Consider the following 24,583-nt stretch of genomic DNA (forward strand, 5'->3'; position numbering starts at 1 on the left):
ATAAGCGTCAACGTATAGCAAACATCATACTATGGCCTGAGAGCAGCCTGAGCACGTTTTTCGATAGCAGCGTAAATCTCTTTGCGACCGACCTTATCAAGCCCCATATATGGACGAGCTCTCAGGACAGTATATCGCGCCTTTCCGCCCCACTGGTGAATCGCAGCATAAATCATCGGCGAACCAATCAGCGCCCAGTCCGGGCCATAGTCCGTGGTGATACTCCTGGCCAGATCGCCATTCAGGGTCAGGATAGTACCAGGAACATAATTATGTTTCTCACGCCACGCAAGATAAGGATCGCTCCAGCTGGCCCAATGCTCACCGGTGACCGGGTCAGCCTGCTGTTCAAAGGCGTTCTCCGTTGAGGAAAGCAGTGCAGCAGCTGCGGCACGTGGAATGGCCCCATCATTGGCCATTGCGCCCAGGCTGATGAACGCCGTCTGGATCCTGTTGATATCGAGCACAACAGCTAAATCAATACTCATGGTGCCTCCTCCAGCCCCAGACGGCCCTCAATCACTTCAAGCGAGCCAGCGTTCACCGCTGATTGCAGGCTGCTCAGGCTTGCCCGTGACAGGCTGACGACCTGGTCAAGCAGGTCTCCACCGTTCTTCACTGCGGGCTCTGTGCGGATAACTATCTGCTGTCCGGCATCATCTGCAGGCGTTACATACATAAGCACATTCCTGGCGCTATCCCACAACACCGCCTGAGGCTGAGCCATCAGCGCCGGCAATTGTTGTACATCGGCATCACTGAGCTTTGTGTCTGCAGCTGAAACCGCATCAGACAAACCTTTTTCGCTGATCGCCAATAACCGGGCTGGTTCAGCACCGACTCGCGCTCTGACCACGGCGGCAACGGATTCAGACATGAAACCCAGCGTCTGAATGGCATCACCGGCGCGGCCACTGGTGAGGGTACGTTTTGCCCACACTGAAAACGCCAGCTGGCGCTCGCGGCTGTTGTTGAGCGACTGAATAACCTGCTCACGCAGCTGCGGGTCGCGGGTCTCGATAACTTTACGGATAAGCGTCTGGTCAGTGCCGAACGCCGCCGAACCTGGGTTATACGACCAGCCCACATCGGGCGTCATTTTCACGCGGCCGTTATCAAAGGTCGTGGATTCCGTCCTGAAGATTTCACCCGTGGTCTCATCAATGCCGGCGTCAACATCATGGGTGTGCACGAAAGATGCCCCATAACTGACTTTCAGCCCCAGCGCTTTCATACGTTCAGCAGACAACGCCCTGACGCGGCAGCGGCAATTCCAGCCATTCGGCGGGTAGTGCGTCTTCCAGAACGGGTCATCATAGCGAAAAACCAGCCCATTCAGCGCAGCATGCTCCGGGCGGGTTCGCCCGTCCATAACGGCCACATACTGCCAGAACGGGTAATCCTCAACGTTATTCATCATCTGCGCATAACGGCCGCTGTTATAAGCCGTGCGCATATTGACGTTGTAAATGGTCGCAAGACGGCGCGGGCTGCCCAGTTCGATTTCCTTAGCATTACCCTCGGTATCGACAACAATCTGCTTTCCCCACCATCCCAGCTTCTGCAGGCGCGGTGCCAGCGTCCGGGTAAACTCCTGACGTGTGATGCCGTCGTGGACAGCGCGATCAACCTCGTCACGAAGGGTGTTCAGCACATCAAGCCGCACCGCTTTAGCGACGGTAAACGCGCGGGCATGCGCGTCCGTCAGTTGCTCATACCAGTTCCAGGTGACGTTATGGCCCTTGGCTCTGAAGTAAGAGACCGCCTCTTTTGGGGGTAACCGGGCGGCGTATGCCAAATCAACTGCTTGTGCCATCGATACGCCCCCACAGGTCAGCGACAAAGATAGCGCGGGTCAGGAGGTCGATAAGCGCTGCATCATCCAGTTCGGGATAGAGCGTCGCCGCATCCTGCATCGCCGATTCAGGGCCGTTTTTAATAATGCTGGCAATAACGGGCTTTAAAAGCGGATCAATGGCCTGTTTAAACGCATCCGGCGTCACCGCCGCGCCCATATCGTCAATATCATCAGTCTGCTTCAGGTCTGTCGCACTCAGACTGGCCTGACCGTTTACCGCTGGCAGACCTTCAGCCACTGGCGCGGCACGGAATACCTGCTCGTCACCGTTAGGCTGCGGGATATTCAGTTTTTCCTGAATCCAGGACACTGGCACCGGCATACCTGCCGCCAGTTTCGGAATGGCCTCCGCAAACATAGAGAGGTCTTCGTATTCCCCGGAATCAAACACAATACCCGGCAAACGGCACGGGTCGAGGGTGGTTCGGCTGTTGACTGCCAGTAACGGATAAATCAGGTCACGGTTGACAGAGCGACGCAGTTGCCGCAGGTCGGCATTACGGATCTCTTTACGGACTTCGTTATGAACTTCACCCAGAGAACGAGCACCTTTGTCACCGGCTTCCGTGGTCAACGTTCCCCCCAGAATGGCTTTTGACATGGAGCGCTCAGCCCAGCCGATTTGCGCCTGGAACGGGTCTGCCTGACCATCGGCCGCACTCTGGAACTCCAGCGCCATACCCATCGGGATAATACCGCCAGCACGACGCCCGATATCCATGACCGCCTGCATCAGAGTGGATTTCTCTCGGGAGGTTGCCCCGGTTGGGTACTTGCCCACGCGCATCGGCAGACCGTAAATCTCCAGAAACTCAGCAAAATCACGCACCGAATAGTTTTTGAAGATAAACGGCCAGACCAGCGTTCGGACCAGCCCCAGCGTGCCGGCATATCCTGAGCGGGACTTTGCCTGATGGCGGAACCAGCCAAACGGCTGAAGTTCAACACCGTCGGCGCTGCCATCGCGCAGCCTGAGCTGATTCAGATTGCTTTCTGGCGTACAGAACAACGCAGGATCACGCCAGTGAAGCGCAACGGGTACGCGCTGCTTACCCAGCCAGCCCCATTCGATCTCCTGCATGCTGTAACCCTTAAGGATGGCGTCGCCGGCATCAAAAATGCCGTCCTCAAACCAGGCAGCGTCCTGCAACATCTCATCGAGCATTGCCGCATCTTTCTTTTCCTGCGGAGTGGCGTCTTTCGGTGGCTGAATGCTCCAGGGTAAAGACTGAATGGCCAGCCGGCGCTTTGACAGCTCGGAAAACAGATGCGTGTCCTTTTCTTCCATATCAAAGGCGAGGTCAGCCTGAGCCGTCAGGTCTCCGCGTTCGGCGTCACGCAGGACAATGGCGGCACGGTTTGGCGTGATACCACTGGACGGGTGCTCCTGGGTACGCTTTGCCATCATCACCAGTGATTCCTGCGCCGTCTGCAAATCAGGATCAAAATCGAAGGGATTGCCCGTTAAATCCAGAATACGGCCCATTACCAGCATCCTCTTTCAAATTCGTGGTAGTCATCATGGGTTTCATCATCGTGCGCATCTTCCCGGCGCTTACCGGGCAACGCCTGCACGCTGTCTTCGTCGATGACAAAACCATTCATATAAGAAGCGCGTACCGCCATCGCAAGCGCTACCGCAAAGTCACCGTGACGTTTGCCACCAGTGCCACTGGCATTGGCGTCTTTGGTTCTGCCCTTATCAATCTGGGGTACGCCGTTAACGACCTTGATATTGAGCAGGTCATCCAGCGTTGTCTGGTGACGGGCGATAACCAGGTTCTGCGCTTCAAATTCACCTTTTAGCTTTGGCATCCATTCCTGATACCAGGCTGCTGACAGGTGCACGCTGTCAATCATCTCCGGGCCATACACCAGACGCGCAGCTTCAGCCAGATACCCACCATTACCGGTGGCATCAAAAGCGGCGCCGATAAAGCGAGGTAAACGCGCCAGGATAAACAGCATGATCTGACGCTGCTGGTCATAGGTGACGTTCTTCAGCTCGACGCGGAAGCATTCACGCTTATACAGGTCGGCGGTGATTTCCAGCGGGACAAAAACGGTCAGGTCGCCATTACGGGCAAAGTCTTCACCGAAGGCGTGTTTATGCTGGATGTTGAGCGCAGCCAGCAATGGAGCCAGTTCTTTCTCGCACCACGCTGAAACTTCCGCTTCCCGCAGTTCTGGCGACCAGGATTCAAAATCGTCAGGAGCCTCAAAACGCAGGATCGGAATATCACGCTCCGGCGTCATCGCCGCTTCAATCAGTACGCGGGAAAGGTAAGCACCGCCGGACTTTTTCGGTACGCAGCCATATTCCTCGTCGGCGCTCTCTTTGTTCGGGGCATTGCGGTAAAGGTCGTCACGCCATTTTTTCTCTTTTTCGGCGGACCAGCCCTGCCCCGTGACGTAGCAGATACGGCGGTAAAGGCCATCACTGATGGCATCATCCAGGGTAATACGATGAATGGAATAATCTTTTCGCCCCTCTCGCGCGTCCTGAATGTACTGGTTAAACAGGTTATCAACGCCGTTATGCGTGGAGATAATCCGCACACGAGCGCCCCACATAGTCAGCGCGAACGCCGCTTTCAGCAGTTCATCAAGCGACTCATGGAAACCGGCTTCATCAATAACGACGTCCCCCTGTAACCCACGCAGGTTGGACGGCCGCGAGGACAGCGCCTGGATCTTAAAATTGCTGTTCGGAAAGCGAATCATGTACGACAGAATTTCTTCGTTCTTATCGCTGTCCCAGAAGGTCTGCTCATAGACGTCGGCTTTTGCCAGCTGATTGAAAGCACGGGCAAACAGCGCACAAGCGGCGATGTACTCCAGCGCCATCTCCTGCCGGGAGCCGACATAAAAGACATTGCGGCCACCGCGTTTACGTGGCTTTGCGGCCGTCATGACATTACGGCCAGCCTCTGCCCAGGTCAGACCGGTACGGCGGGATTTTTCAGCGATACAAATCTGACTGTCATCGCTGAACCACCGGGCCTGATAGGGAAGGAAAACGGCTTCGCTCGCCGGGTTCAGACTGCCGGCATCCGTCACAATATCCACGCCGAGTTTGCTGGCTTCTTCCTTCAGGTCAATCTGGCGCGGTTCGCTGAGTGGGGTGAGTCGTTTTGTAGTTGCGGTCATATCACGCTTTCCCCAGCAACACATTGCGAATACGCTGCTCAAGCTCTTCGCTCATCCCATCCGTACCGCGCAGTTCGTCACTGACAGCATTAGCCGCTTCTTCTGCAAAGGCCTGGCGAATTTCTTTTTCGCGCTTATGACTGGACATGGCTGTTGATTCCAGACGCTGGGCCGCCAGCATGGCATTTTTGAGCATGTCGATATCGACTTCGGCTTCTGGATCTTCAATCTGGCGCATCAATGCTTTAAAGAGCTGACTTCTGGCCATCTCCAGTATGAGCTTGGTCGTTTCACCCATCGGCTTATCGCCGAGCTGGCTGGTGAGCGCCTGTGTCATTTCCCGCATCTGACGCAGGTTCTGTCCCACCTGCTCGACACTGGTGGCATAACGGTTCAGGCCAGAACGGGAAAGCCGCATGTCTTCCGGTAGCCCAGCATCATCAATCAGCGCATTAATCTCTTCCAGGATCTGCGCCTGTGGAATGGCTTTATCCCTGAGCATGGCATGAAGCGTTTTTTTGACGTCTTCAGGCAGCAGATCAACTTTCGACGCGCGGCCGCGAGTGGGTTTTGTCGTTTCCATAGCTAACCTCAGCGGGCACGGGGCTTTTTAACACCGGATACGCGGGAACGACCTTCGGCGACATCCTGCCCCCGGCCAGTAATGGTGACGACATAAAAACCACGCAGGTTTTCAACCGTAACCAGCCCTTGCTCCTGCAGCCAGTCAATATGAGTACGAACGAGATCGCGTGAAATGTTGTGGCCGTAGGCATCAAGGCAGTCATTCAGAATGCTTTCGTTCGCTTCGTTGTTGCAGTCCATCAGGCTGCGAAGAATGACCAGCCTCTGGTCTTCAGTCAGAATATCGTTAATCATCATTTGCTCCGGTTCACCGCATTTTCCAGTAACAATTCAATCTGGTGGGTCATTGACTGCACGCGCTGGCCGATAACCTTCATATCTCCAGCAATCTCCGTCATACGCAGGCGCATTTCCTGCATATCTTCAACGCCAGGCATATTGGCGTATTTGGTTTCCATCTCGGTGAGGCGATTTTCCAGCTTTTCTACCCGTTCGGTACTGGCGAACGTGCGGCGCATAGCCCAGACAATCCCGCCAAAAGCTACTGGTAACAGATATGGCCACAGACCGATATATTCAAAAATGCCCACGTTTAACTCCCTGAATAACAACGCTGACACAACGTCTCATACTGGCCAGTCAGCTCAACAATCCCCAGCCTGCGACGACATAAGGCACAAATACGGTCAGGCTCAGGGCGCTGGATTTGTGGTCCAGGCCAGCTGCAACCTTGTTGCTGCCAAAGTTCCCGCAGAAACTCTTCAGCCTCCTGAAGCAGGTCGGCGTCCATAAATTTCAATCCTTTTTAAATCCTGCTGGCGGGCATCGTTCTTATCGCGATTGCACTGGCCAAGTGCTGTTAATAGCGTGGCATTCCAGACCACTGATGCACCGTATGTAAACGGCGCGGGGCGTACTGGCACAGGCGTTTCCGCCAGCAGTTCTGCATCAATAGGCAGCGGGGTCACCACCACCGGAACGGGCGCGGTTCTCGACCCGCTGCAACCACTCAACAGCAGCAGCAGGCACATCGTGCTTAGCGCATTCTTCTTTTTCAAGGATGAGGGTGATCTGGTTCTGAGCTTCATCGCGCAGCCTCTCGTCTTCGCGCCGTGCTGCGGCATTGGCCGCGCGGATGGCACTGAATATCTGGATGGTTTGCTCCTGGCCGTGTAGCAGCCATTCTGCTGTGTTTCTGGCTTGCGTCTGGGTCTGCAAGTCCCGGCGTAACTGGACGTTATCGCTGTGCGTTTTCTCAGCCTTTACCCAGACCGCACCCACGGTGACCAGGAGTGCAACCGCGCCGGCAGCGATAAGACGATCAGCGAAGGTCATCAACACCTCCGACTGACCAGATGGCCATCTCAACTTCACGGCGCGTCATCAGTCCTTTCCACGGTTTCCCGGCCGCAAATATCCAGCGACGCATCTGGTCGCGAGCACCTTCAAAATCACCGGCATTCAGTTTTTTGAGGAGGGTCGAACGGGAAAATGCCCCGGTGCCGGTATTGAAAATGAACGTCTCAAGTGCGGTGCGCTGATAATCGGTTAAAGGGACTTTTACCAGCCGTTTAATGGCTGCCCGAACGGGCTTTAAATCACTGTCCAGCAGGGCCATGCACTCTTTATAGGTGTAGGTGCGCATCTGGATATCAGCGCCAGTATGGCCAACGCATACGGTCATGATGCCGGCAATGTCGCGGTACGGGGTATATTCGATCCCCTCGACGTGGATAAGGGTCTCGCGGGTCATTTCATGATAACCGCCACCGGCAATAGCAATCGCCAGCAATGACGCTTTCAGACTACGGGGTATTTGGGGCATCAGCTTATCCGGTGAGTGGATCTGCATCCGAGGATAAGAAAAAGCTGATTAGAGAGGTGATTCCGGTATCTGAGTACAACCCGCACTCTCGAGCGCAGTCGGTTGTTACAGATAATTAGTGCGGGAATAAATCCGGTTGGCGACGACGGGTATGAAGCTTGCGCTGACGGGCGATGATATCGTAAATCTGCGTCTGAGATAAACGATGCTCGCGGCGCAGGTCTTCAAGGTTGCGGCCATCGAAACGGGAGAAGATAAGATCGTCCCGTAACGCTGTCACAAGCTTGTCCCCGGATGGCAGATAATACTGACGTCCGCCCATATAGTGGGACATGGCCAGCGCCAGTTTACGCGCCAGCAAGCGGCTGTCTTCAGCAATTCCGAGGCGCTTCAATTCTGCCTCCATCACATCGACAAGTGCAACCAGCATTTGTGGCCATTGGTGCTCAAGCTCACCGACAGGGATATTGTCGATATGGTCAAGCAACTGGTGAATGGCCGGGTCGTGTTCAAAAAGCTCCGACTGTTGTGACATAAACCCTCCTCAAGGTAAGTGCACAGTCAGTATACAAAAAATCCCGCACGTTGGCGGGATTGTTGATGACATCAGCTGTCACGTTTGCATGGGTGAAGCTTGAAGAATTTTATATCGTCATGGAGATATAATTTTTTCCCCGATTTATCGACTATAAAAAACTTGATGACTGCCGGGTTACGCATTGAAGCAAAGGTATACGAAGTTCCATGCACGGAAATTTCTTTGTCATTCTCTGGTGACGGCGGCTCTGTCTGCACATAGGTATCACCATCATCAAGATTCTGCCAGGAAACCAGGTCAACGCCCATATGAAGCTTGATGCCGTTACATGTCCAGAGGCCAGATGCAGGGTCTTTCTTGCCCGACTCCTCTGCCGCATAAGAGGCCAGACTAACTACCATTACGACTATTGCTAACAAATACTTCATATAACCCCCTTAAAAATAATGATTAAAATTTATCACCGTTTTGTCTGAAAAGCATTTACTGATAACGTTGCCCCGTGGCGGCATCATGGTCACAAAGAGCCGGGACAATTTTCTAACAGTGAGATACTTGGATGAAACTCGATCTTGATGAAATGAAGAAGTTGCTAAATTGTTTTATTGAATCCCCAGAACCCTACATCACCCTTAAAGAACTTGGTCTGTTTGACGTCGATGAGAAGGAACAGAACATATTGATTGCTCATTTGCTACTTCTGGCCGAGAACGGGTTCATCAGTAGTCTCAAACTGGAGACAGGCTTTGAATCTTTGGGCCTGCATCCGACGCAGAAAAGTACAGGCATCTCATGGAATTTTGCAATCAAACCAATACGGTTGACACAAGCGGGACATGATTTTGCGGCAGTATTAAACCAACGCCCCGTATTTGAAAAGCTGAAAGAAGAAGCGCAGGAGGCTCCAGTCGCCCTCCTGCGCAAGATCGGCAGCGCCCTTGCAGAAAAATTGCTGAAAGAAAAATTAGGGCTGGGGGACTGAAGGTAATAGATCCGCTAATCGAGCTGCTGCGATTGCAGCAGCATCATATTCACCAGCAGCCATAGCCTGTGTTCTGATTGTTTCCAGATTACAAACAACACGGTACAGATTCATTTTTGACATCATTTCAAGTTTAAAATCCTGAGTCAGTTCAGCAATAACGGTTGTGCGATAGACAGGGGCTGAGGGTTTTAACAAACCGTGAATTAACTCCTCTGGCCAGCCACTTGCAATCAGCTCAGCGGCATGGACTTCTGCGTTTGAAAGCTCTCTGATTTTGCTAGACTCTGGTTTCATTTTTCCCCCTTGCAAATGTTCAACATGATTTGATAACGCTCACATACACGGTCGTAAGTAGGTTTGATACCGGTGTCTGGTAAACGCTCCAGCATGCACCGCATATGCCACCGTTTCAGGCTTTCGAGAACGGTTCGAGCTTTCTCATCACGCAACCAGTTCAGCTTTGCCACACCTTCGCCACCGTTCTGTTGCCGGGTTATGCGCTTTACATACGCATCAATCGCTGCAGTGTCGTTACTGGTGACAAAACCCTGATTGAACATGGTGAACCATACCGCCCGAATTTTGCCGGCAATCCCCGATGGTGCTTTTGGTTTAGATGAAACAGGCTTAAAACCTCGCTCTTTAAGAGCATCCAGCACGGCCTGCAGCTGCGCCGAGCTCATATCACGGCAACTGCTTTTACCCGGCACAACAGTGCTAAGAAAAACACGATAAGTCTCATCATCAAGACCCAGAGTACGACGCGCGACGTGGATCAATTTGATAGTATTAGCTCGCATCAGCCATTACCTCACTCAGTGGTGATACCAGCTCAAGACCATCAATTTTCTTAAATTGACGAACCAACGATGATGCGGTGCTGAAATGACATACCCAGTATTCCACAACCTCATGGAGGTGCGCATTTTCTTTGCGTTTCAACCAGCGCAGGCCGTCTCTGGTTTTTGACGCTCGGCGGATGATGGAAGCGCCTGGCTTATACGTTTTACGACGCCATACTGCCTTCGTAATCGGACGAAAATCCTTATGTGACGGCCAGCCCCATGCTTCACTGCGGGTATCATCAATCCAGACTATTAACGCCAGCTTATTTTCAGAGACAATGGCCTTATAAACTGCAATTTTTTCTCCAGAAGACAGCTTAAATTCAACCCTGGTATACAAATCACCTAGCGTGTTCTGGATACCGTTCCATTGTTCCTTTGTGATAGTGGTTGTCATTTGCGACTCCTGAAATAGGTTGAGGTGGCGAAAAACAGCAGCTCCAGCACATCAAACAGCCACCAGAGAGTGATACACCCAATCAGTGCCATCAGAGTGAATGGCCAGGCTACAGCCGCAACCAGAGCGCTGATTGAATCAGCCTCTTTATCCATGATTTTGCTACCACGCAGCGCAGCAACGAGCACGAAGGTCAGTATGCCGCCAGCGATATAACAAACGATGACGATTACCATCAGGCAACTCCTTGCACATCAATAGGCAGGTATCTAAGGACATGCCGGGTAATAATTTGCCCGGTTCTGGAGCACTGAAAATGCCCCATTCGAATATCGATTAACGCACTTTCAAATTGTGGCCAGCCCTGCATCTGCTTTTTGTCATCCAGCTCAACCAGAACAAGCACCGTTTCAGCTGACCGTGGCCCGGAAGCCAGGTACATCACACTTCGGGGAATCTCAGTACCCTCAATCCACCTAAATGAGCGTCGAGCCGCTACAGGTGATTTGCTGCGGATAATGTCGTAATAACCGTTACGCTCTTTCAGCTCGGAACGTGCCACCGCTTTGCGTAGCGCCTTGATAAGCAACTGGGCACTGGTTCCCGTCGCACTGACCAGTTGCAGACAGGTCATTTCGCCCTTATCGGACAGCACGGCTTTGATTGCATCGATCATCATTTGTCTCCCTGGGGTTGTTCTGCCTGTTGCTGCTCGCGGATCATGCTTTGGGCCGCATGCATCAGAACGGCGATGCAACGGCGGGTTCTGGCGGCAGCAAGACGGTTACTGGATTGCCTGTCGATATAAAGCGCCTGTGCCATTTCAAGTTGCTCTGCAGCTTCTTCAAGTAAGGAAGATACTGACGGGCTGGCTGGTGATACCGCATCAGATATCTCAGCCCCTACGCGTTGAGATAAACGGGCCATTTTTCGTGTTTTATGCTGATCAATCATGTCGCTCATTCCATTATGGCGAAGCTGCTCAATCATAATTTCAACGTCGGCAGCTTCTTCGGCGATACGGTTGCCGTTCGCTTTATGAGTAACAAAACGAGTGCACGCAGCGGCTAGCTCATTACATTCTTCGGCTGTTGCCAGAACCTGACGGTCATAACCCCACATCGCCAGGGCTGCATCGAAAACATGAGGTTTATTCATCGTCTTCATCCTCCATGTTGTCATCCGCCGGTTTCATGGTGATCGGAAAAGGCTGGAACTGAAGAAGTGCCAGTTGGACACCAATTCGGATGAAACGGGCTTCTTTGGTGTCAGCCCCAAATTCCAGCACCTCGCTTTCGCCCATTTCTAAACAGATATCAGCGTCTTTGTTGTCAATAACCATCTGGCATTTATCAACGCGATTTTGATGCCAGGATTTCAGGTCGATAATCATCGAAATTAATTGTTGTTCGCTCATAAAATATTCCTTTTGCTGAATTCGGCGCGAACGAATCCCTGACGCAAGCGCCGTTTTCAATTTGAAGTTTTATTTAAAAGTATTTAAAGCTTGGCTAAATCCAGCGAAATCTGCTGATAGTTACCATCCGCCTGACGCTCATAAATACGCAAATACTGACTAGTGCCGGAAACCTGAATTGCATCAGCAACAGCGTCCATCGCCTCATTCCATTTCGGGTCATTGATATCGAGCTGACGGAGGCCCAGAACCTGGTTGATGTCGATGCGACCTTGCTTGTTAACGCGGAAGGCATGATCTACCAGGGCCATAATGCGTTCATCCGCACCGCCAGACCATTCGCTGATGCAGGTATCAATCAGCGCTTTAGCCGCCTGGATACGTTCATCAAATACGCGATGCTCACCAACTGCGCGAATGAGCTTGTAACGGCCGTCAAAACTGACCAGGGTCACATTGCCTTTCGTGCCGCCATACTCCACGCCATACTCAGACGCCGAAAGGTCTGTGAAGTCGGCGATTCTCTGCATAGACTCCAGTTTGAACGCTGCCAGCAACTGACGCTGCTGACGTGCTGCGCCGACGATCGTCATCACGACTTCATCACGCAGCTTATCCACGGGTTTGACCTGAGACTCAGGGATTAAATGCCCCTGAGCATTGGTGCGGTAACCCACAGGTACGGTATTTGAATTATTCATCTATTCGCCTTAATGAGTGGTATTGGATTCGGTATTCCCGGTCCGCGCTTTCCATTCATTTACATAATGGAAATTTGCGGCCTTAATAATTTGTGGTGCCATTTTATTAATGATATTGACCAGGTGGTCAGCAGCCGATGGGCATTCATGATTTACGTCTTCCATAACTGCATTGATATCGACTACTTCCTTAACCTGACCACCTTCGGAAAACACATCCTTGGTAATTACTGTAAAAATAAGTTTTGCCATTTTGATTCCTCAGCGCCAGATAATCCGGCAACCATTGAAACTGGCTACCCACACGGAGCGGGAACCTGAATTGTTACGCTCAACAATACGCACAGCACTGTTTAGCAGTTCAGCCGGAGGACATGACACCTCCAGAACGGGACGAGAACGAGTCTGGCGAAACTCCGTAACCAGACAGCCTTTTTTGTTCAACAACGCCTCTGTGGCCATCGCTTGCTGAATATGAGAAGAGATCAGTTCACTAATCACGGCATTATTCCTCCACGATTTCAGCATGCCCCAGTTCAAGCATTGCTGAATGAATGTGGCCAGAGTTAACCGGCTCGCTTTTACCACTGGCGTAGATATGGGCCAGCGGCAGAATATGGGAGAGAGAGCGCAGAGCGCCAGGGCGCTTTGCAATCGCACGTAACAGTTTGCGTTCATCGCGGCCGTCAACCTTCCATGCATCGCAGAACGCATCCACATCAGCAGCCAGCACGTTGTTGATGACAATTTTCTTTGCCACGCGAGAGAACAGACGGGCAAAGTCTACGGTGCGACTACCACCGGTCAGGCGGTCATAGACTTTATGGTTACCGATAAACGCCAGCCCGATGCCGCATTCCTCCTGGAGGATGCGCAGCTCTTCGATGGCGTCATAGTTCAGCCAGTCAGCTTCATCAATGATGACTAAGGCATTAGTGTCACGCAGCCGGCGTCGCAGCAGGCGGGATAATGCGCCGCGCTGATAAGGCGCATCTGAAATGCCCATATCCAGCGCCAGTTCGTACATGGTTTCCAGCTCGTTCGTGCGGGATTTACTGGCGGTAAGACGCCAGACGTTATTACCGGTACGAGCGTATTGTTTCAGCGCTTCCGTTTTACCTACACCAGGATGGCCATAAATCAGCGCAATGGTGTGAGTCAGCTGCGCATACGTCAGCGCCGCAGTGATTTTTTCAGAGGTCGGCGTCACGACATAGTCAGGGATTTCCGGCAGTGCACTCTGGGCCGTCTTACGGGATTCAAGCCACGTGCTGATTGATGCCGCCACGGCATCATTATCGCCCTTGTATTTACCGTTAATAAACTGAGAAAGGGCAGACGAAGACACCCCTGTTTCACGCGACAGAGCAGCACCAGAAATTGTTTTGTCATCAATCAGACCTTTTACGGTATTACGGATTACATCATGGTTAATTTGCGTCATCGTTTTTAATCCTGTATTTTTCCATTGTTAATACGTTTTTAAACACTTCTCAAAAGCGGCGGCTCAAACGTCGCTTTTTTATTTCTTCGATTTACTGACATTTTTCATCAGCGTCTGGAAAATCACATCGTTCTCGTGCTGATGCTCCTGGACTTCCTGAACTTTTTTCAGTGCATTACCCTGGGCAAAGACACGTTCAACAACATGCCGCTGCGGTGGTTCTGGCGGCGCGACTTTTGGCAGCAGGTCGTTCACCTCTATTGCCGTCATGCGGCGCTGAGCCTTGGCGGCGCGTTTGGTATGGGTCATCATCTGCTTACGCTGGCGGCTATGTTCACGACCTGTTTCGGTATCGCCGAACGCAACAGCTGAACGGCATTCCGCCATGCAAAGGAAACGGCCATCAAGGTCGTAACACGCCACTTCGCTGTGAAGATTGCGAGGGTCGAAACGCACTGTAATTTTGCGCTGGCGAATATTGGCCAGAACCGGATTCCAGTAACTGTTTTTACGGCCATACAAAGAACCGCCGCACTGGAGGAAGAATTCACCGGTGGTTTTCACCGTTACCGCTTCCGCAGGAAGCATGAGCTGGCGGATTTGTTCATCGCTGAGGCGAGTGACAATGGCGTTACTGAAACTACGCTCAAATGCCTGGTCAAATGACAGCTCGCCCTGGCACATTTCGGTTTCACGACCAAAACGGGCGTTGTACATGGCGATCCCCTCATTGACTGCGGAAAGAAACGTCTCAACATCAACGACCCGGTCACCGTAATTATCAGGTTTATTCTGCGTATTTGGCCCGGTATATGCGCCAGCCAGTGAAGGATGCTTATCGATATAATCCCCCAGGCCACCAATACCGAACGCACGTTCAACTGGTTTAGCCTGACCCCATCCCTTACCACCTATCACGCTGGTCCAGTGAACCTGAATCCCCAGCATTGGCAGAATCCCCATCGGGTCATCTGGTTTAACCTTGAAGCGATAGCGATTAGGAACACCACCAGAGAGCCATTTATTCGCTGCTGCACGGGTGTTATCGATGGTGACGTGTTCAGGTTTGCCGAACTCGGAGATAGCATCCATCAATGACAGACGGATGCTGTCGCTGTTTTCAGAGACATCAGTACGCCAGCCAATAACTTTACGACTGTGAACGTCCTGCCAGACCCATGTTTTTGGGCGAAGAACTTCGCCGTTATACCAGCGAACGAAGACGTTATGCTGGTAACCATCACCGTTGATCCATTCCATTGCATGCAGCTGCGCGACAGTACGCTGTTGACTTGGGAACATACGCGCCAGCGCGTTATCACCCTTGCGGGTGGCCACAATGACCCGAGCATCAATTTCACGGTCTACACGACGACGCAGGGTGCGCTCAGATGGGATTTCCCAGCCATATTCCCGCGCTGCAATCTGGAGCAGTTCATACGACTTTGTGAAGCAAGGCTCTTCCGGACGGAGATAATCGCCGAGGAAGAACTGCCAGGCATCCTCACTGATTGGCGCTTCACGGTTGGTTTTGCACTTTTCACGCAGCCGACGATCAAGCAAAACAGGTGCCCAGACATCACGGCTACGGTTCTGCACCCGGTAATACAGGTTACGCAGTGAACCTTCGCTCATATGCAGTTTTATTGCTGCCGTTCTCAGAGCCAGACGCAGCGTTAAACCTGAATCAACCAGTTCAGCGACAAGAGAAACCGCATTAGTACGCTGCTCAGCACGTTGGCGCTGTTCGTTGGTGGCACTTTCCCAGTGCTTCCACAGCTGCTGACGTTCAAAACTGGTGGCTGAGTCAGCGTTAACCTGCGTACGTTCTGGCAGGGAGATGACACCAGAGGATGTTTCTACCAGGCCTTTTGAAGTCAGCAATTCAGCACGTACTTCAGGAGGAAGCACGGAGATGTGGTATTCAAAAGCTTTACTGCCAGCGCGTTTACGGACTTTATCCTCAGCACCAGCCGAATAACGCGATAACGCTTCACGAATCCCTTTTACGGTTTTAGGTAAACCAGGTGCACCGACCAATTCCTTAGCAACGACAAACATAGTTAAACCGCCTTATTCATGTAGCTGTGAATGCTGTATCGGCTCGGCCAGATGGTTTCAGGTGGAACGCCGAGAGCATCAGCAACAATTTGCTGATACGGGCGGCATGGAGTGCGCAAAACACTCTTTAAAGAGTCTTTTTTATAGCCAGCCTGAACCGATAAAGAACGGAAAGATAAACCACGCTTGTGGATTTCCGCCTTAATCGTCTCAGGGTGCCAATCAGTCAGATCTTCATTTCGGTTCATGATTCATCTATCCTAAAAAGTTATCCGCGCGGATAACTGCGCGGGTATCTGTCTGGATAAAGCATAAGTCCTTAAAAAGACCTAATCAAGGTTTTTTTAAGCCGATAAATAAACCCTTAACGATTACCATCTAACTAATTGGTTTTATTATGATTAATAACAGCAATGCAGCGGCAGACAAAAAAGAAACCTATGGTTCTTTTAAGTCGATTGAAAAAGAACGTTTCACGCAAAGACTGGAACAGCTACTGAAAGGCAGAAGTAAGTATCAAGCAGCAAAGGATTGGGGCATAAATTTAAGCACATTTAAAAACTACTTCTCTCGGCAAGGCTCAATCCCTCGTTATGAAGTCCTTGAGAAAATTTCGACACAAGAAAATGTCTCTATTGAATGGTTGTTGGGTAGGGAGCTGGAAGTGCTTCCTAAAGAAAGCAGCCATGAAGAGGTATTTGAAAGACAAGCGCCTAGCCCTGCTTATGATGCTAAACCTTCTCGCCAAGTGCTACATGAGCCTACAGCTAATTATGAAACTGGGCTTGCTTCGATTTTCAACATACTCAGCGAAGAGGAGAAAAAATCTTTGTTTGAGTTGATTGCCAGAAAAGGCGTGGACACAGTCCTGCAACTGAAAGACGAGAGGAATCTGAAACTTATCCAGTGCCCTGATTATGAGAAGGATCGCTTACTAGTCTTACTTGAGTCTGGGGCCAAAAAAGGGTCACCTGAGAGTGGTGAGAATGCAGCCTTAGCAGGCCCTTTGAGTGATAGCAAAAAGGCCGGTTAAGATATCCATCAGGACAACTTAACCGGCCTATGGCTCGTTACAAGTTGATACGAATCAAACTGTGATTCAACTCGATCAAAGCAGTACGAAACGATTACAAAAAAGCTTCAAATCGATTTGGAACACGCTATTTAAACGCAATGTAAAAGCATTAAACACAGTCGAACACTGTTACAAATTTATCTGTCAGAAGTATACAGGCTCCCAGTGATGATCTAATTTTAACGCCGACCCCATCGTCACTGCCCGTGAACTAGCAGGTTGCCGCCAAGCCTTAATCTGCCTGACTTTGTCCCATCTGATCCCGCTTTCTTTCACTTGTTCCCGGATTCGTTCCGATGTTCACTACATAACTGTCACCTTACACAGGTGCTGGTGCTGGCGGTGCAAAACACCGTGGCGGCGAACCTTTATGGCGTGGCGACCTCCGGGGTGACGCTGTTCCGCTCGATTGGTGGTTCCATCGGCGTGGCGCTGTTTGGCGCGGTGTTTACCTCAGTGCTGCAATCCCGGCTGACCAATCTGTTACCGGAAGGGGCGGCGATTCCAAAAGGGATGAACCCGGTGGCGATTCACCAGCTTCCTGAGGCGATTCGCAGCGACTATCTCAGTGCCTTTGGTTCGGCGATTCACGCGGCGTTTATTATGGCGGCCTGCATTATGGTGGTGGCGTTCCTGCTGTCGTGGTGGTTGAAAGAGGCGCCGCTGAAAACCCGACACGCGTAAAACAGCGCCGGATGGCGGCTACGCCATCCGGCAACCCTCACAATGCCTTGGTCAGATAATGCCGCGCCATCCCTGCCAGCGGGAAATCCTCCAGCGTTTTCACCAATTCATACCCCTGCTTCTGATAAAACGGCAGCGCCTGAAAACTGATGGTATCCACCAGCGCATGGCAGCAGCCTTTCTCCCGCGCCAGCGCCTCTGCGCGCTTGATAAGTTCGCTGCCGACCCCGTCGCCGCGCACCGTTTCGCACACCCATAGGTAGTCGATACTGAGCCAATCGCCCTTGCGTTGACCAATCAGGCCACCGCGCATCACGTCCTGCTCGTCGCGCAGATAAACGCAGACATCGCACCAATCCGTGGTATCCACAAACTGGCGGTTATAGGCACGAAGCCCAGTCAGTAATTCGTCTTTATCTTCCTGCGTAATAATTTCTTTAATAACAAAAGGCATATTTTCTCCATTATTTTTATTGGCCGTCCTCAGTAATTTCACAAAAAATTCTTTCTTTCTCCATTATTTTCTGCACAAAGAAAAAAATAAAAAATCAGTATCAGAAAATGCTTTTCATCACGCTTTCGCTACGTATAATGAACACGAAATGAGAACGATCGTTCTCATCGTTTCAAAACGGTGGAGACTCGCAATGAGCAGCAAACTGGAGGCCCGGCAAAAAGCCCGGCAGGACGACATCATTACCGCCGCGCGGCGCTGTTTCCGCCAGAGCGGTTTTCATGCCGCCAGCATGTCCCAGATTGCCGCCGAGGCGAAGCTCAGCGTAGGGCAAATCTACCGTTATTTCAGCAACAAAGACGCCATTATCGAAGAGATGATCCGCCGGATTATCGACCATCGCATCGCCGAGATGGAGGGCAAAACCCAAACCCATCTGATGCCGCACATGCTGGCATGGCGCGAAACGCTGAGCGAAGACGACGATGCACTGATGCTGGAGATGTCCGCCGAAGCCACCCGCAATCCACAGGTCGCCGCCTGGCTGAAAGCCGCCGATGAACGCATGTTTAACAACGCCTGCGAGCACCTGCGTCAAACGTATCCTGAGCTGAGTGAAACGCGCATTCGCTGCTGCGTAGAAGTGATGGCCGTGATGGTTGAAGGCACCATTTATCGTCGTCAGGTTCCCCAACAGGTGGCCTCTGACGAGATGGAAAAAATCTATCAGGAAATTATTAATATGCTCGTATCCGCAAAATAATTAATTCCATTTAGATACCAGGGGATATTTTTATCCCCCTTTTGTCGTTTCCAGCCCACCGGAGACGCAGGCTTTTTCGCACCCAAAATCCTCATCCCTATTCGGCGAGGAGGGTGTCGTTCACCCTGAGAAAAATATGAAATACATAACAACCACCATCGCTGCATTATTTCTCCTGAGCGGATGCGATAATGCCCCCACCGCCTCACCGGAGCGTCCCGCTCAGGAAGTCGGTATTGTCACATTAAAAAGCCAACCCGTTTCCGTGGTCAGCGACCTGACCGGGCGCACCACCGCCGCGCTGAGCGCCGAGGTGCGTCCACAGGTCTCCGGTATCATCCAGAAACGGCTTTTTAATGAAGGCGATAACGTCAAGGCGGGCCAACCGCTGTACCAGATTGACCCGGCCAGTTTCCGCGCCACCTATAACGAAGCCGCCGCCGCGCTGAAGCAGGCGCAGGCGCTGGTCGTCGCCGATTGTCAAAAGGCGCAGCGTTATGCGCTGTTAGTGAAAGATAACGGCGTATCGCGGCAGGATGCCGACGATGCGCAGTCCACCTGTGCACAGGACAAAGCCAGCGTCGAGTCGAAAAAAGCCGCGTTAGACAGCGCGCGTATTAACCTCGACTGGACCACCGTCACCGCGCCCATCGCCGGGCGCATCGGCATCTCTTCCGTTACGCCGGGGGCATTGGTCACCGCCGAGCAGACCACTACGCTTGCCACCATTCGCGGCCTCGACACCATCTACGTTGACCTCACCCGCTCCAGCGTCGACCTGCTGCGTCTGCGCAAGCAATCGCTGGCGACCAACAGCGACACCCTTAGCGTGACGCTAACCCTGGAAGACGGCAGCACCTACAGCGAAAAAGGCCGCCTGGCGCTCACCGAAGTGGCGGTGGATGAGTCCACCGGCTCGGTCACCCTGCGTGCCGTATTCCCCAACCCGCACCAGCAGTTGCTTCCCGGCATGTTCGTCCGCGCCCGCATCGATGAAGGGGTGATGAGCGATGCGATTCTTGCCCCGCAGCAAGGTATCACCCGCGACGTGAAGGGCAACGCCACCGCGTTAGTGGTGGATGCCAATAACAAGGTTGAGCAGCGCACGCTGGAAACCGACGGCACCTACGGCGACAAATGGCTGGTACAAAGCGGCCTGAAAAACGGCGACCAGCTGATTGTGGAAGGCACCGATAAAGTGACGGTCGGGCAGACGGTCAAACCCGTCGCCGTGCAGCATAACGGAGGCAAAGCCTGATGTTCTCTCGCTTCTTCGTGCGTCGCCCGGTCTTCGCCTGGGTAATCGCCATTCTGATCATGCTCGCCGGGATGCTGGCAATCCAGACGCTGCCGGTGGCGCAGTACCCGGACGTGGCGCCGCCAACCATCCAGATTTCCGCCTCCTACACCGGGGCCTCCGCCGACACGCTGGAAAACAGCGTCACCCAGGTGATTGAGCAGCAGCTTACCGGCCTCGATAACCTGCTCTACTTCTCCTCCACCAGCAGCTCCGACGGCACGGTGAGTATCAACGTTACCTTCGAGCAGGGTACCGACCCGGATACCGCGCAGGTTCAGGTGCAGAACAAAGTGCAGCAGGCGGAATCCCGTCTGCCGAGCGAGGTTCAGCAGGCGGGCGTCACGGTGGTGAAATCACAGAGCAGCTTCCTGCTGATCATGGCGGTTTACGACACCACCGACAAAGCCACCAGCTCGGATATCGCCGACTGGCTGGTCAGCAATATGCAGGATCCGATGGCGCGTATTGAAGGCGTCGGCAGCCTGCAGGTGTTCGGCGCGGAATACGCCATGCGCATCTGGATGGACCCGGCAAAACTGGCCTCCTATTCGCTGATGCCGTCCGACGTGGAAACGGCAATTGAAGCGCAGAACGTGCAGGTTTCTGCCGGTAAAATCGGCGCGCTGCCGTCACCAGCCACCCAGCAGCTTACCGCCACCGTGCGCGCGCAGTCGCGCCTGCAAACGGTCGAGCAGTTCAAAGATATTATTGTTAAAAGCCAATCCAACGGTTCGGTCGTGCGCATTGGCGACGTGGCACGCGTCGAGATGGGCAGCGAAGACTACACCGCTACCGCCAAACTCAACGGTCACCCGGCCGCCGGGGTGGCGGTGATGCTGGCGCCAGGCGCTAACGCGCTCGATACCGCTACCCGCGTGAAGGACAAAATCGCCGAGTTCCAGCGCAATATGCCGCAGGGTTACGACGTTGCCTTCCCGAAAGACAGCACCGAATTCATCAAGATCTCCGTCGAAGACGTGGTGAAAACGCTGTTTGAGGCCATCGCTCTGGTGGTCTGCGTGATGTACCTGTTCCTGCAAAACATCCGCGCGACGCTGATCCCCGCGCTCGCGGTGCCGGTGGTACTGCTCGGTACCTTCGGTGTGCTGGCGCTGTTTGGCTACTCCATCAACACCCTGACGCTGTTTGCGATGGTGCTGGCGATAGGCCTGTTGGTGGATGATGCCATCGTGGTAGTGGAAAACGTCGAGCGTATTATGCGCGACGAAGGGCTGCCCGCCCGTGAAGCCACCGAAAAATCGATGGGCGAGATCTCCGGCGCGCTGATTGCCATCGCGCTGGTACTGTCGGCGGTATTCCTGCCAATGGCCTTCTTCGGCGGCTCCACCGGGGTTATCTACCGTCAGTTCTCGGTCACCATTATCTCCGCCATGATGCTGTCGGTGGTGGTCGCCCTGACCCTGACACCGGCGCTGTGCGGCTCTATTCTTCGCCACACGCCGCCGCATAAAAAGGGCTTCTTCGGCAAATTTAACCGCTTCTACAGCGCCACTGAACACGGCTACAAACACCGCGTCATGAACGTCCTGCGCCGCTCCGGCACGGTGATGGTGGTTTATCTCGCCATCTGCGGCGGCATGGCGCTGGCGATGTGGAAACTGCCGGGCAGCTTCCTGCCGGTAGAAGATCAGGGTGATGTGATGGTGCAGTACACCCTGCCCGCAGGCGCCACGGCTTCCCGTACCGCCGAAGTGCGCCAGCAGGTGATCGACTGGTTCCTGACCAAAGAGAAAGCCAACACCAACGTCATTTTCACCGTCGATGGTTTCAGCTTTAGCGGCAGCGGGCAGAACGCCGGGATGGCCTTCGTAGCGCTGAAAAACTGGTCGCTGCGTCCGGGCGAAGAGAACAGCGCACAGGCCATTGCGCTGCGTGCCACCAAAGCGCTCAGCAGCATTCGCGATGCCACGCTGTTCGCCATGACCCCACCTGCCGTTGACGGCCTGGGGCAGAGCAACGGCTTCACCTTTGAGCTGATGGCCAACGGCGCAACCGACCGCGATACGCTGCTAAAAATGCGCAATCAGCTGATTCAGGCCGCCAACCAGGACCCATCGCTGCACGCCGTACGCGCCAACGATTTGCCACAGATGCCGCAGCTTCAGGTGGATATCGACAACAACAAAGCCGTCTCGCTGGGCCTGTCGCTCAGCGACGTGACCTCGACGCTTTCCAGCGCCTGGGGTGGCACCTACGTAAACGACTTTATCGACCGTGGGCGCGTGAAAAAGGTCTATATCCAGGGCGATAGCGACGCCCGCGGCGTGCCGTCGGATCTCGGCAAATGGTTCGTGCGCGGCAGCGATGACAGCATGACCCCATTCTCCGCCTTCGCCACCACCCGCTGGGAGTACGGCCCGGAAAGTCTGGTGCGCTACAACGGCTCCGCGGCCTATGAAATTCAGGGTGAGAACGCCGACGGTTTTAGCTCCGGCGTTGCCATGGCGAAGATGGAAGCGCTGGCGAACAGCCTGCCTGCTGGCACCACCTGGGCATGGAGCGGCCTGTCGCTGCAGGAAAAACTGGCGAGCGGTCAGGCGATGAGCCTGTACGCCATCTCGATTCTGGTGGTGTTCCTCTGTCTGGCGGCACTCTATGAGAGCTGGTCGGTGCCGTTCTCGGTCATCATGGTTATCCCGTTGGGCCTGCTCGGCGCGGCGCTGGCGGCGTGGATGCGCGGGCTCAGCAACGACGTTTACTTCCAGGTGGCGCTGCTGACCACCATCGGGCTGTCGTCGAAAAACGCCATTCTGATCGTCGAATTCGCCGAGGCCTCCGTGGCCCAGGGCTACTCGCTGACCCGCGCGGCCATGCGGGCGGCACAAACCCGTCTGCGCCCAATCATCATGACCTCGCTGGCGTTTATCGCCGGGGTGATGCCGCTGGCGGTCGCCACCGGGGCGGGCGCTAACAGCCGCGTCGCCATCGGTACCGGGATTATCGGCGGTACGCTGACGGCTACCCTGCTGGCGATTTTCTTTGTTCCTCTGTTCTTTGTGCTGGTGAAACGTCTGTTTGCCGGCAAACGCGGTCGTCAGGAGTAAGCTATGTTTCGTTTGTCTTTGTTATTTATTGCGTTCCTGAGCGTCGGCTGCGTGTCGATGGACCCTAACTACCAGCGCCCGGACGCCCCCATCCCGGCGAGCCTGCCGGGCAACCACGGCGAAGCCACCGCGGTTGTCGGTAACTGGCAGCAGGTGGTGAACGATGTGCGTCTGCAAAAGCTGGTGAGCCAGGCACTCAGCAGCAACCGCGATGTGCAAAAAGCCATTGCCGATATTGACGCCGCTCGCGCGCAATACGGCGAAACCCGTGCGTCGCTGATGCCAACCGCCAACGCTGAACTCAGCAACACCCGCAGCCGCACGCTGGCGAGCGGGGTGAGCACGACTGCGCAGGCCGACGGCGCTGTATCCAGCTTCGAGCTGGATCTGTTTGGTCGTAACCAGAGCCTGTCCCGCGCGGCGCGCGAAACCTGGCTTGCTAGCGAGTACACCGCGCAGAACACTCGCCTGACGATGATTGCCGAACTGACCAGCGCGTGGGTAACGCTGGCAGCGGACAACAGCAATCTGGCGCTGGCGCAGCAGACCATGGCGAGCGCCGCGGATTCGCTGAAAATCGTCCAGCGCCAGCAGCAGGTTGGCACCGCAGCGGCCACCGACGTCAGCGAAGCAATGAGCGTCTATCAGCAGGCTCGCGCCAGCGTCGCCAGCTATCAGACGCTGGTGATGCAGGATAAAAACGCCATTAACCTGCTGGCAGGCACCACCGTGCCGGATTCCCTGCTCCCCGGTACGCTGGAGAGCCTGGCCGCCAACACCATCTCGCTGGTCCCGGCAGGCGTCTCGTCGTCCGTGCTGCTAACGCGCCCGGATATTCAGGAAGCGGAGCACAATCTGAAGAGCGCCAACGCCAATATCGGCGCGGCGCGCGCCAACTTCTTCCCGACCATTTCGCTTACCGCCAGCGCCGGGGTGGGCAGCGATGCGCTATCTTCACTGTTTAGCCACGGTATGAGCATCTGGTCGTTTGCACCTTCCATTTCACTGCCGCTGTTTACCGGCGGCAGCAATCTGGCGCAGTTGCGCTACGCCGAAGCGGAGAAGAAGGGGCTGATTGCCACCTACGAAAAGACGATTCAGAGCGCGTTTAAAGACGTGGCGGATGCGCTGGCGCGCCGCCAGACGCTGAGCGAGCAGTTGGACGCTCAGCGCCAGTACGTGGCGGCGGAACAGCAGACGCTGGACGTGGCGATGAAGCGCTATCAGGCGGGGGTTGGGGATTACCTGACCGCGCTGACGGCGCAGCGTACGTTATGGTCGGCGCAACAGACGCTGATTGCGTTGCAGGAGACGGATCTGGCGAACCGGATCACGCTGTGGCAGTCGCTGGGGGGCGGAGCGAGTTGATGTGTTGGTGCGGGGTTTCCCCTCACCCTAACCCTCTCCCCGCAGGGGCGAGGGGATCTTTTTCTCCC

Annotated in this window: 31 protein-coding genes and 1 pseudogene; 7 read left to right on the forward strand and 25 right to left on the reverse strand. The window is 53.9% G+C overall.

The genetic code is table 11. From position 1 onward, the window contains the following. Positions 1-29 precede the first annotated feature (29 nt). The 12 genes from HII27_RS11870 to HII27_RS11920 form a co-directional block, all read right to left on the reverse strand. Positions 30-488, reverse strand: coding sequence for a phage virion morphogenesis protein (locus HII27_RS11870; protein WP_023293640.1), 459 nt, complete (start codon positions 486-488; stop codon positions 30-32). Beyond that, entirely contained in the window at positions 485-1,816 is a 1,332-nt protein-coding gene (locus HII27_RS11875; RefSeq protein WP_023293641.1) for a phage head morphogenesis protein, read from the reverse strand. The genes HII27_RS11870 and HII27_RS11875 overlap by 4 nt, the downstream gene beginning before the upstream one ends. Beyond that, on the reverse strand, positions 1,800-3,344 hold the full coding sequence (locus HII27_RS11880) for a DUF935 domain-containing protein (protein ID WP_023293642.1): 1,545 nt from the start codon (positions 3,342-3,344) through the stop codon (positions 1,800-1,802). The genes HII27_RS11875 and HII27_RS11880 overlap by 17 nt, the downstream gene beginning before the upstream one ends. Beyond that, complete coding sequence (locus HII27_RS11885) at positions 3,344-5,008, reverse strand: hypothetical protein (protein WP_185668089.1); 1,665 nt, start codon at positions 5,006-5,008, stop codon at positions 3,344-3,346. Before HII27_RS11885 ends, HII27_RS11880 begins: the two co-directional genes overlap by 1 nt. A gap of 1 nt (position 5,009) precedes the next feature. After that, the gene (locus HII27_RS11890) at positions 5,010-5,591 is read right to left on the reverse strand and encodes a DUF3486 family protein (RefSeq protein ID WP_023293644.1); all 582 of its coding nucleotides are present in this window, start codon (positions 5,589-5,591) and stop codon (positions 5,010-5,012) included. A gap of 8 nt (positions 5,592-5,599) precedes the next feature. Beyond that, positions 5,600-5,887, reverse strand: coding sequence for a VpaChn25_0724 family phage protein (locus HII27_RS11895; protein WP_023293645.1), 288 nt, complete (start codon positions 5,885-5,887; stop codon positions 5,600-5,602). Beyond that, positions 5,887-6,183, reverse strand: a complete 297-nt coding sequence (locus tag HII27_RS11900) for a DUF2730 family protein (RefSeq protein ID WP_023293646.1) — start codon at positions 6,181-6,183, stop codon at positions 5,887-5,889. The genes HII27_RS11895 and HII27_RS11900 overlap by 1 nt, the downstream gene beginning before the upstream one ends. Before the next feature lie 171 nt (positions 6,184-6,354). Beyond that, complete coding sequence (gene lysC, locus HII27_RS27600; RefSeq protein ID WP_071788873.1) at positions 6,355-6,624, reverse strand: Rz1-like lysis system protein LysC; 270 nt, start codon at positions 6,622-6,624, stop codon at positions 6,355-6,357. Next, positions 6,542-6,928 (reverse strand): hypothetical protein, encoded by a 387-nt coding sequence (locus HII27_RS11905; protein ID WP_023293648.1) that lies wholly within the window; start codon positions 6,926-6,928, stop codon positions 6,542-6,544. Before HII27_RS11905 ends, lysC begins: the two co-directional genes overlap by 83 nt. Further along, complete coding sequence (locus tag HII27_RS11910) at positions 6,915-7,418, reverse strand: lysozyme (RefSeq protein ID WP_191092075.1); 504 nt, start codon at positions 7,416-7,418, stop codon at positions 6,915-6,917. The genes HII27_RS11905 and HII27_RS11910 overlap by 14 nt, the downstream gene beginning before the upstream one ends. A gap of 115 nt (positions 7,419-7,533) precedes the next feature. Further along, a complete protein-coding gene (locus HII27_RS11915; RefSeq protein WP_023293650.1) occupies positions 7,534-7,953 on the reverse strand; it encodes a Mor transcription activator family protein in 420 nt (139 codons plus the stop codon). A gap of 71 nt (positions 7,954-8,024) precedes the next feature. Then, positions 8,025-8,384 carry a hypothetical protein gene (locus HII27_RS11920; RefSeq protein WP_023293651.1) on the reverse strand — a complete coding sequence of 120 codons (360 nt, stop codon included), beginning with the start codon at positions 8,382-8,384 and terminating at the stop codon, positions 8,025-8,027. 131 nt (positions 8,385-8,515) lie between these two features. Here HII27_RS11920 and HII27_RS11925 point away from each other — a divergent pair, with 131 nt between their 5' ends. Next, entirely contained in the window at positions 8,516-8,938 is a 423-nt protein-coding gene (locus tag HII27_RS11925) for a DUF2513 domain-containing protein (protein WP_023293652.1), read from the forward strand. On the opposite strand, the gene HII27_RS11930 is transcribed toward HII27_RS11925, so the two are convergent. From HII27_RS11930 to HII27_RS11985, 12 genes are all read right to left on the reverse strand, one after another. Further along, positions 8,921-9,235: a hypothetical protein gene (locus tag HII27_RS11930; protein WP_032676848.1), complete on the reverse strand. Its 315-nt coding sequence runs from the start codon at positions 9,233-9,235 to the stop codon at positions 8,921-8,923. The two genes, HII27_RS11925 and HII27_RS11930, sit on opposite strands and share 18 nt — an antisense overlap. Then, a complete protein-coding gene (locus HII27_RS11935) occupies positions 9,232-9,741 on the reverse strand; it encodes a gp16 family protein (RefSeq protein WP_023293653.1) in 510 nt (169 codons plus the stop codon). The genes HII27_RS11930 and HII27_RS11935 overlap by 4 nt, the downstream gene beginning before the upstream one ends. Continuing rightward, positions 9,731-10,183, reverse strand: coding sequence for a hypothetical protein (locus HII27_RS11940; protein WP_185668090.1), 453 nt, complete (start codon positions 10,181-10,183; stop codon positions 9,731-9,733). The genes HII27_RS11935 and HII27_RS11940 overlap by 11 nt, the downstream gene beginning before the upstream one ends. After that, complete coding sequence (locus HII27_RS11945) at positions 10,180-10,419, reverse strand: hypothetical protein (protein WP_023293655.1); 240 nt, start codon at positions 10,417-10,419, stop codon at positions 10,180-10,182. The genes HII27_RS11940 and HII27_RS11945 overlap by 4 nt, the downstream gene beginning before the upstream one ends. Then, positions 10,419-10,862, reverse strand: a complete 444-nt coding sequence (locus HII27_RS11950) for a hypothetical protein (RefSeq protein ID WP_185668091.1) — start codon at positions 10,860-10,862, stop codon at positions 10,419-10,421. The genes HII27_RS11945 and HII27_RS11950 overlap by 1 nt, the downstream gene beginning before the upstream one ends. Further along, positions 10,859-11,341 (reverse strand): nucleoside triphosphate pyrophosphohydrolase family protein, encoded by a 483-nt coding sequence (locus HII27_RS11955; protein ID WP_185668092.1) that lies wholly within the window; start codon positions 11,339-11,341, stop codon positions 10,859-10,861. The genes HII27_RS11950 and HII27_RS11955 overlap by 4 nt, the downstream gene beginning before the upstream one ends. Beyond that, the gene (locus HII27_RS11960; RefSeq protein ID WP_182928252.1) at positions 11,334-11,600 is read right to left on the reverse strand and encodes a hypothetical protein; all 267 of its coding nucleotides are present in this window, start codon (positions 11,598-11,600) and stop codon (positions 11,334-11,336) included. The genes HII27_RS11955 and HII27_RS11960 overlap by 8 nt, the downstream gene beginning before the upstream one ends. Before the next feature lie 83 nt (positions 11,601-11,683). Next, positions 11,684-12,301 (reverse strand): DUF3164 family protein, encoded by a 618-nt coding sequence (locus HII27_RS11965; RefSeq protein ID WP_182928251.1) that lies wholly within the window; start codon positions 12,299-12,301, stop codon positions 11,684-11,686. Positions 12,302-12,310: 9 nt separating this feature from the next. Further along, positions 12,311-12,553: a hypothetical protein gene (locus HII27_RS11970; RefSeq protein ID WP_182928250.1), complete on the reverse strand. Its 243-nt coding sequence runs from the start codon at positions 12,551-12,553 to the stop codon at positions 12,311-12,313. Between the two features lie 253 nt (positions 12,554-12,806). Next, entirely contained in the window at positions 12,807-13,745 is a 939-nt protein-coding gene (locus tag HII27_RS11975) for an AAA family ATPase (protein WP_185668093.1), read from the reverse strand. A 78-nt stretch (positions 13,746-13,823) separates the two neighbouring features. After that, positions 13,824-15,806, reverse strand: coding sequence for a transposase domain-containing protein (locus HII27_RS11980; protein WP_185668094.1), 1,983 nt, complete (start codon positions 15,804-15,806; stop codon positions 13,824-13,826). A 2-nt stretch (positions 15,807-15,808) separates the two neighbouring features. Beyond that, positions 15,809-16,054, reverse strand: coding sequence for a helix-turn-helix domain-containing protein (locus HII27_RS11985; RefSeq protein ID WP_185668095.1), 246 nt, complete (start codon positions 16,052-16,054; stop codon positions 15,809-15,811). Positions 16,055-16,203: 149 nt separating this feature from the next. Here HII27_RS11985 and HII27_RS11990 point away from each other — a divergent pair, with 149 nt between their 5' ends. Together HII27_RS11990 and HII27_RS11995 are read left to right on the forward strand one after the other, a co-directional pair. Next, entirely contained in the window at positions 16,204-16,839 is a 636-nt protein-coding gene (locus HII27_RS11990) for a hypothetical protein (protein WP_185668096.1), read from the forward strand. Between the two features lie 366 nt (positions 16,840-17,205). After that, positions 17,206-17,565, forward strand: a pseudogene (locus HII27_RS11995) (EmrB/QacA family drug resistance transporter); the annotation flags it as partial. 37 nt (positions 17,566-17,602) lie between these two features. Here the strand turns inward: HII27_RS11995 and HII27_RS12000 are convergent. Next, positions 17,603-18,019 carry a GNAT family N-acetyltransferase gene (locus HII27_RS12000; RefSeq protein WP_185668097.1) on the reverse strand — a complete coding sequence of 139 codons (417 nt, stop codon included), beginning with the start codon at positions 18,017-18,019 and terminating at the stop codon, positions 17,603-17,605. 193 nt (positions 18,020-18,212) lie between these two features. Here HII27_RS12000 and HII27_RS12005 point away from each other — a divergent pair, with 193 nt between their 5' ends. The 4 genes from HII27_RS12005 to HII27_RS12020 all read left to right on the forward strand — a co-directional run bounded on the left by HII27_RS12005 (position 18,213) and on the right by HII27_RS12020 (position 24,515). Then, on the forward strand, positions 18,213-18,782 hold the full coding sequence (locus HII27_RS12005; protein WP_185668098.1) for a TetR/AcrR family transcriptional regulator: 570 nt from the start codon (positions 18,213-18,215) through the stop codon (positions 18,780-18,782). Between the two features lie 136 nt (positions 18,783-18,918). Further along, positions 18,919-20,040, forward strand: coding sequence for an efflux RND transporter periplasmic adaptor subunit (locus HII27_RS12010; RefSeq protein WP_185668099.1), 1,122 nt, complete (start codon positions 18,919-18,921; stop codon positions 20,038-20,040). Next, positions 20,040-23,147 carry an efflux RND transporter permease subunit gene (locus tag HII27_RS12015; protein WP_185668100.1) on the forward strand — a complete coding sequence of 1,036 codons (3,108 nt, stop codon included), beginning with the start codon at positions 20,040-20,042 and terminating at the stop codon, positions 23,145-23,147. The genes HII27_RS12010 and HII27_RS12015 overlap by 1 nt, the downstream gene beginning before the upstream one ends. Before the next feature lie 3 nt (positions 23,148-23,150). Further along, complete coding sequence (locus HII27_RS12020) at positions 23,151-24,515, forward strand: efflux transporter outer membrane subunit (protein WP_185668101.1); 1,365 nt, start codon at positions 23,151-23,153, stop codon at positions 24,513-24,515. Positions 24,516-24,583: the final 68 nt, after the last annotated feature.

The organism is Kluyvera sichuanensis (assembly GCF_014218705.1).
Classification (GTDB): Bacteria; Pseudomonadota; Gammaproteobacteria; order Enterobacterales; family Enterobacteriaceae; genus Kluyvera; species Kluyvera sichuanensis.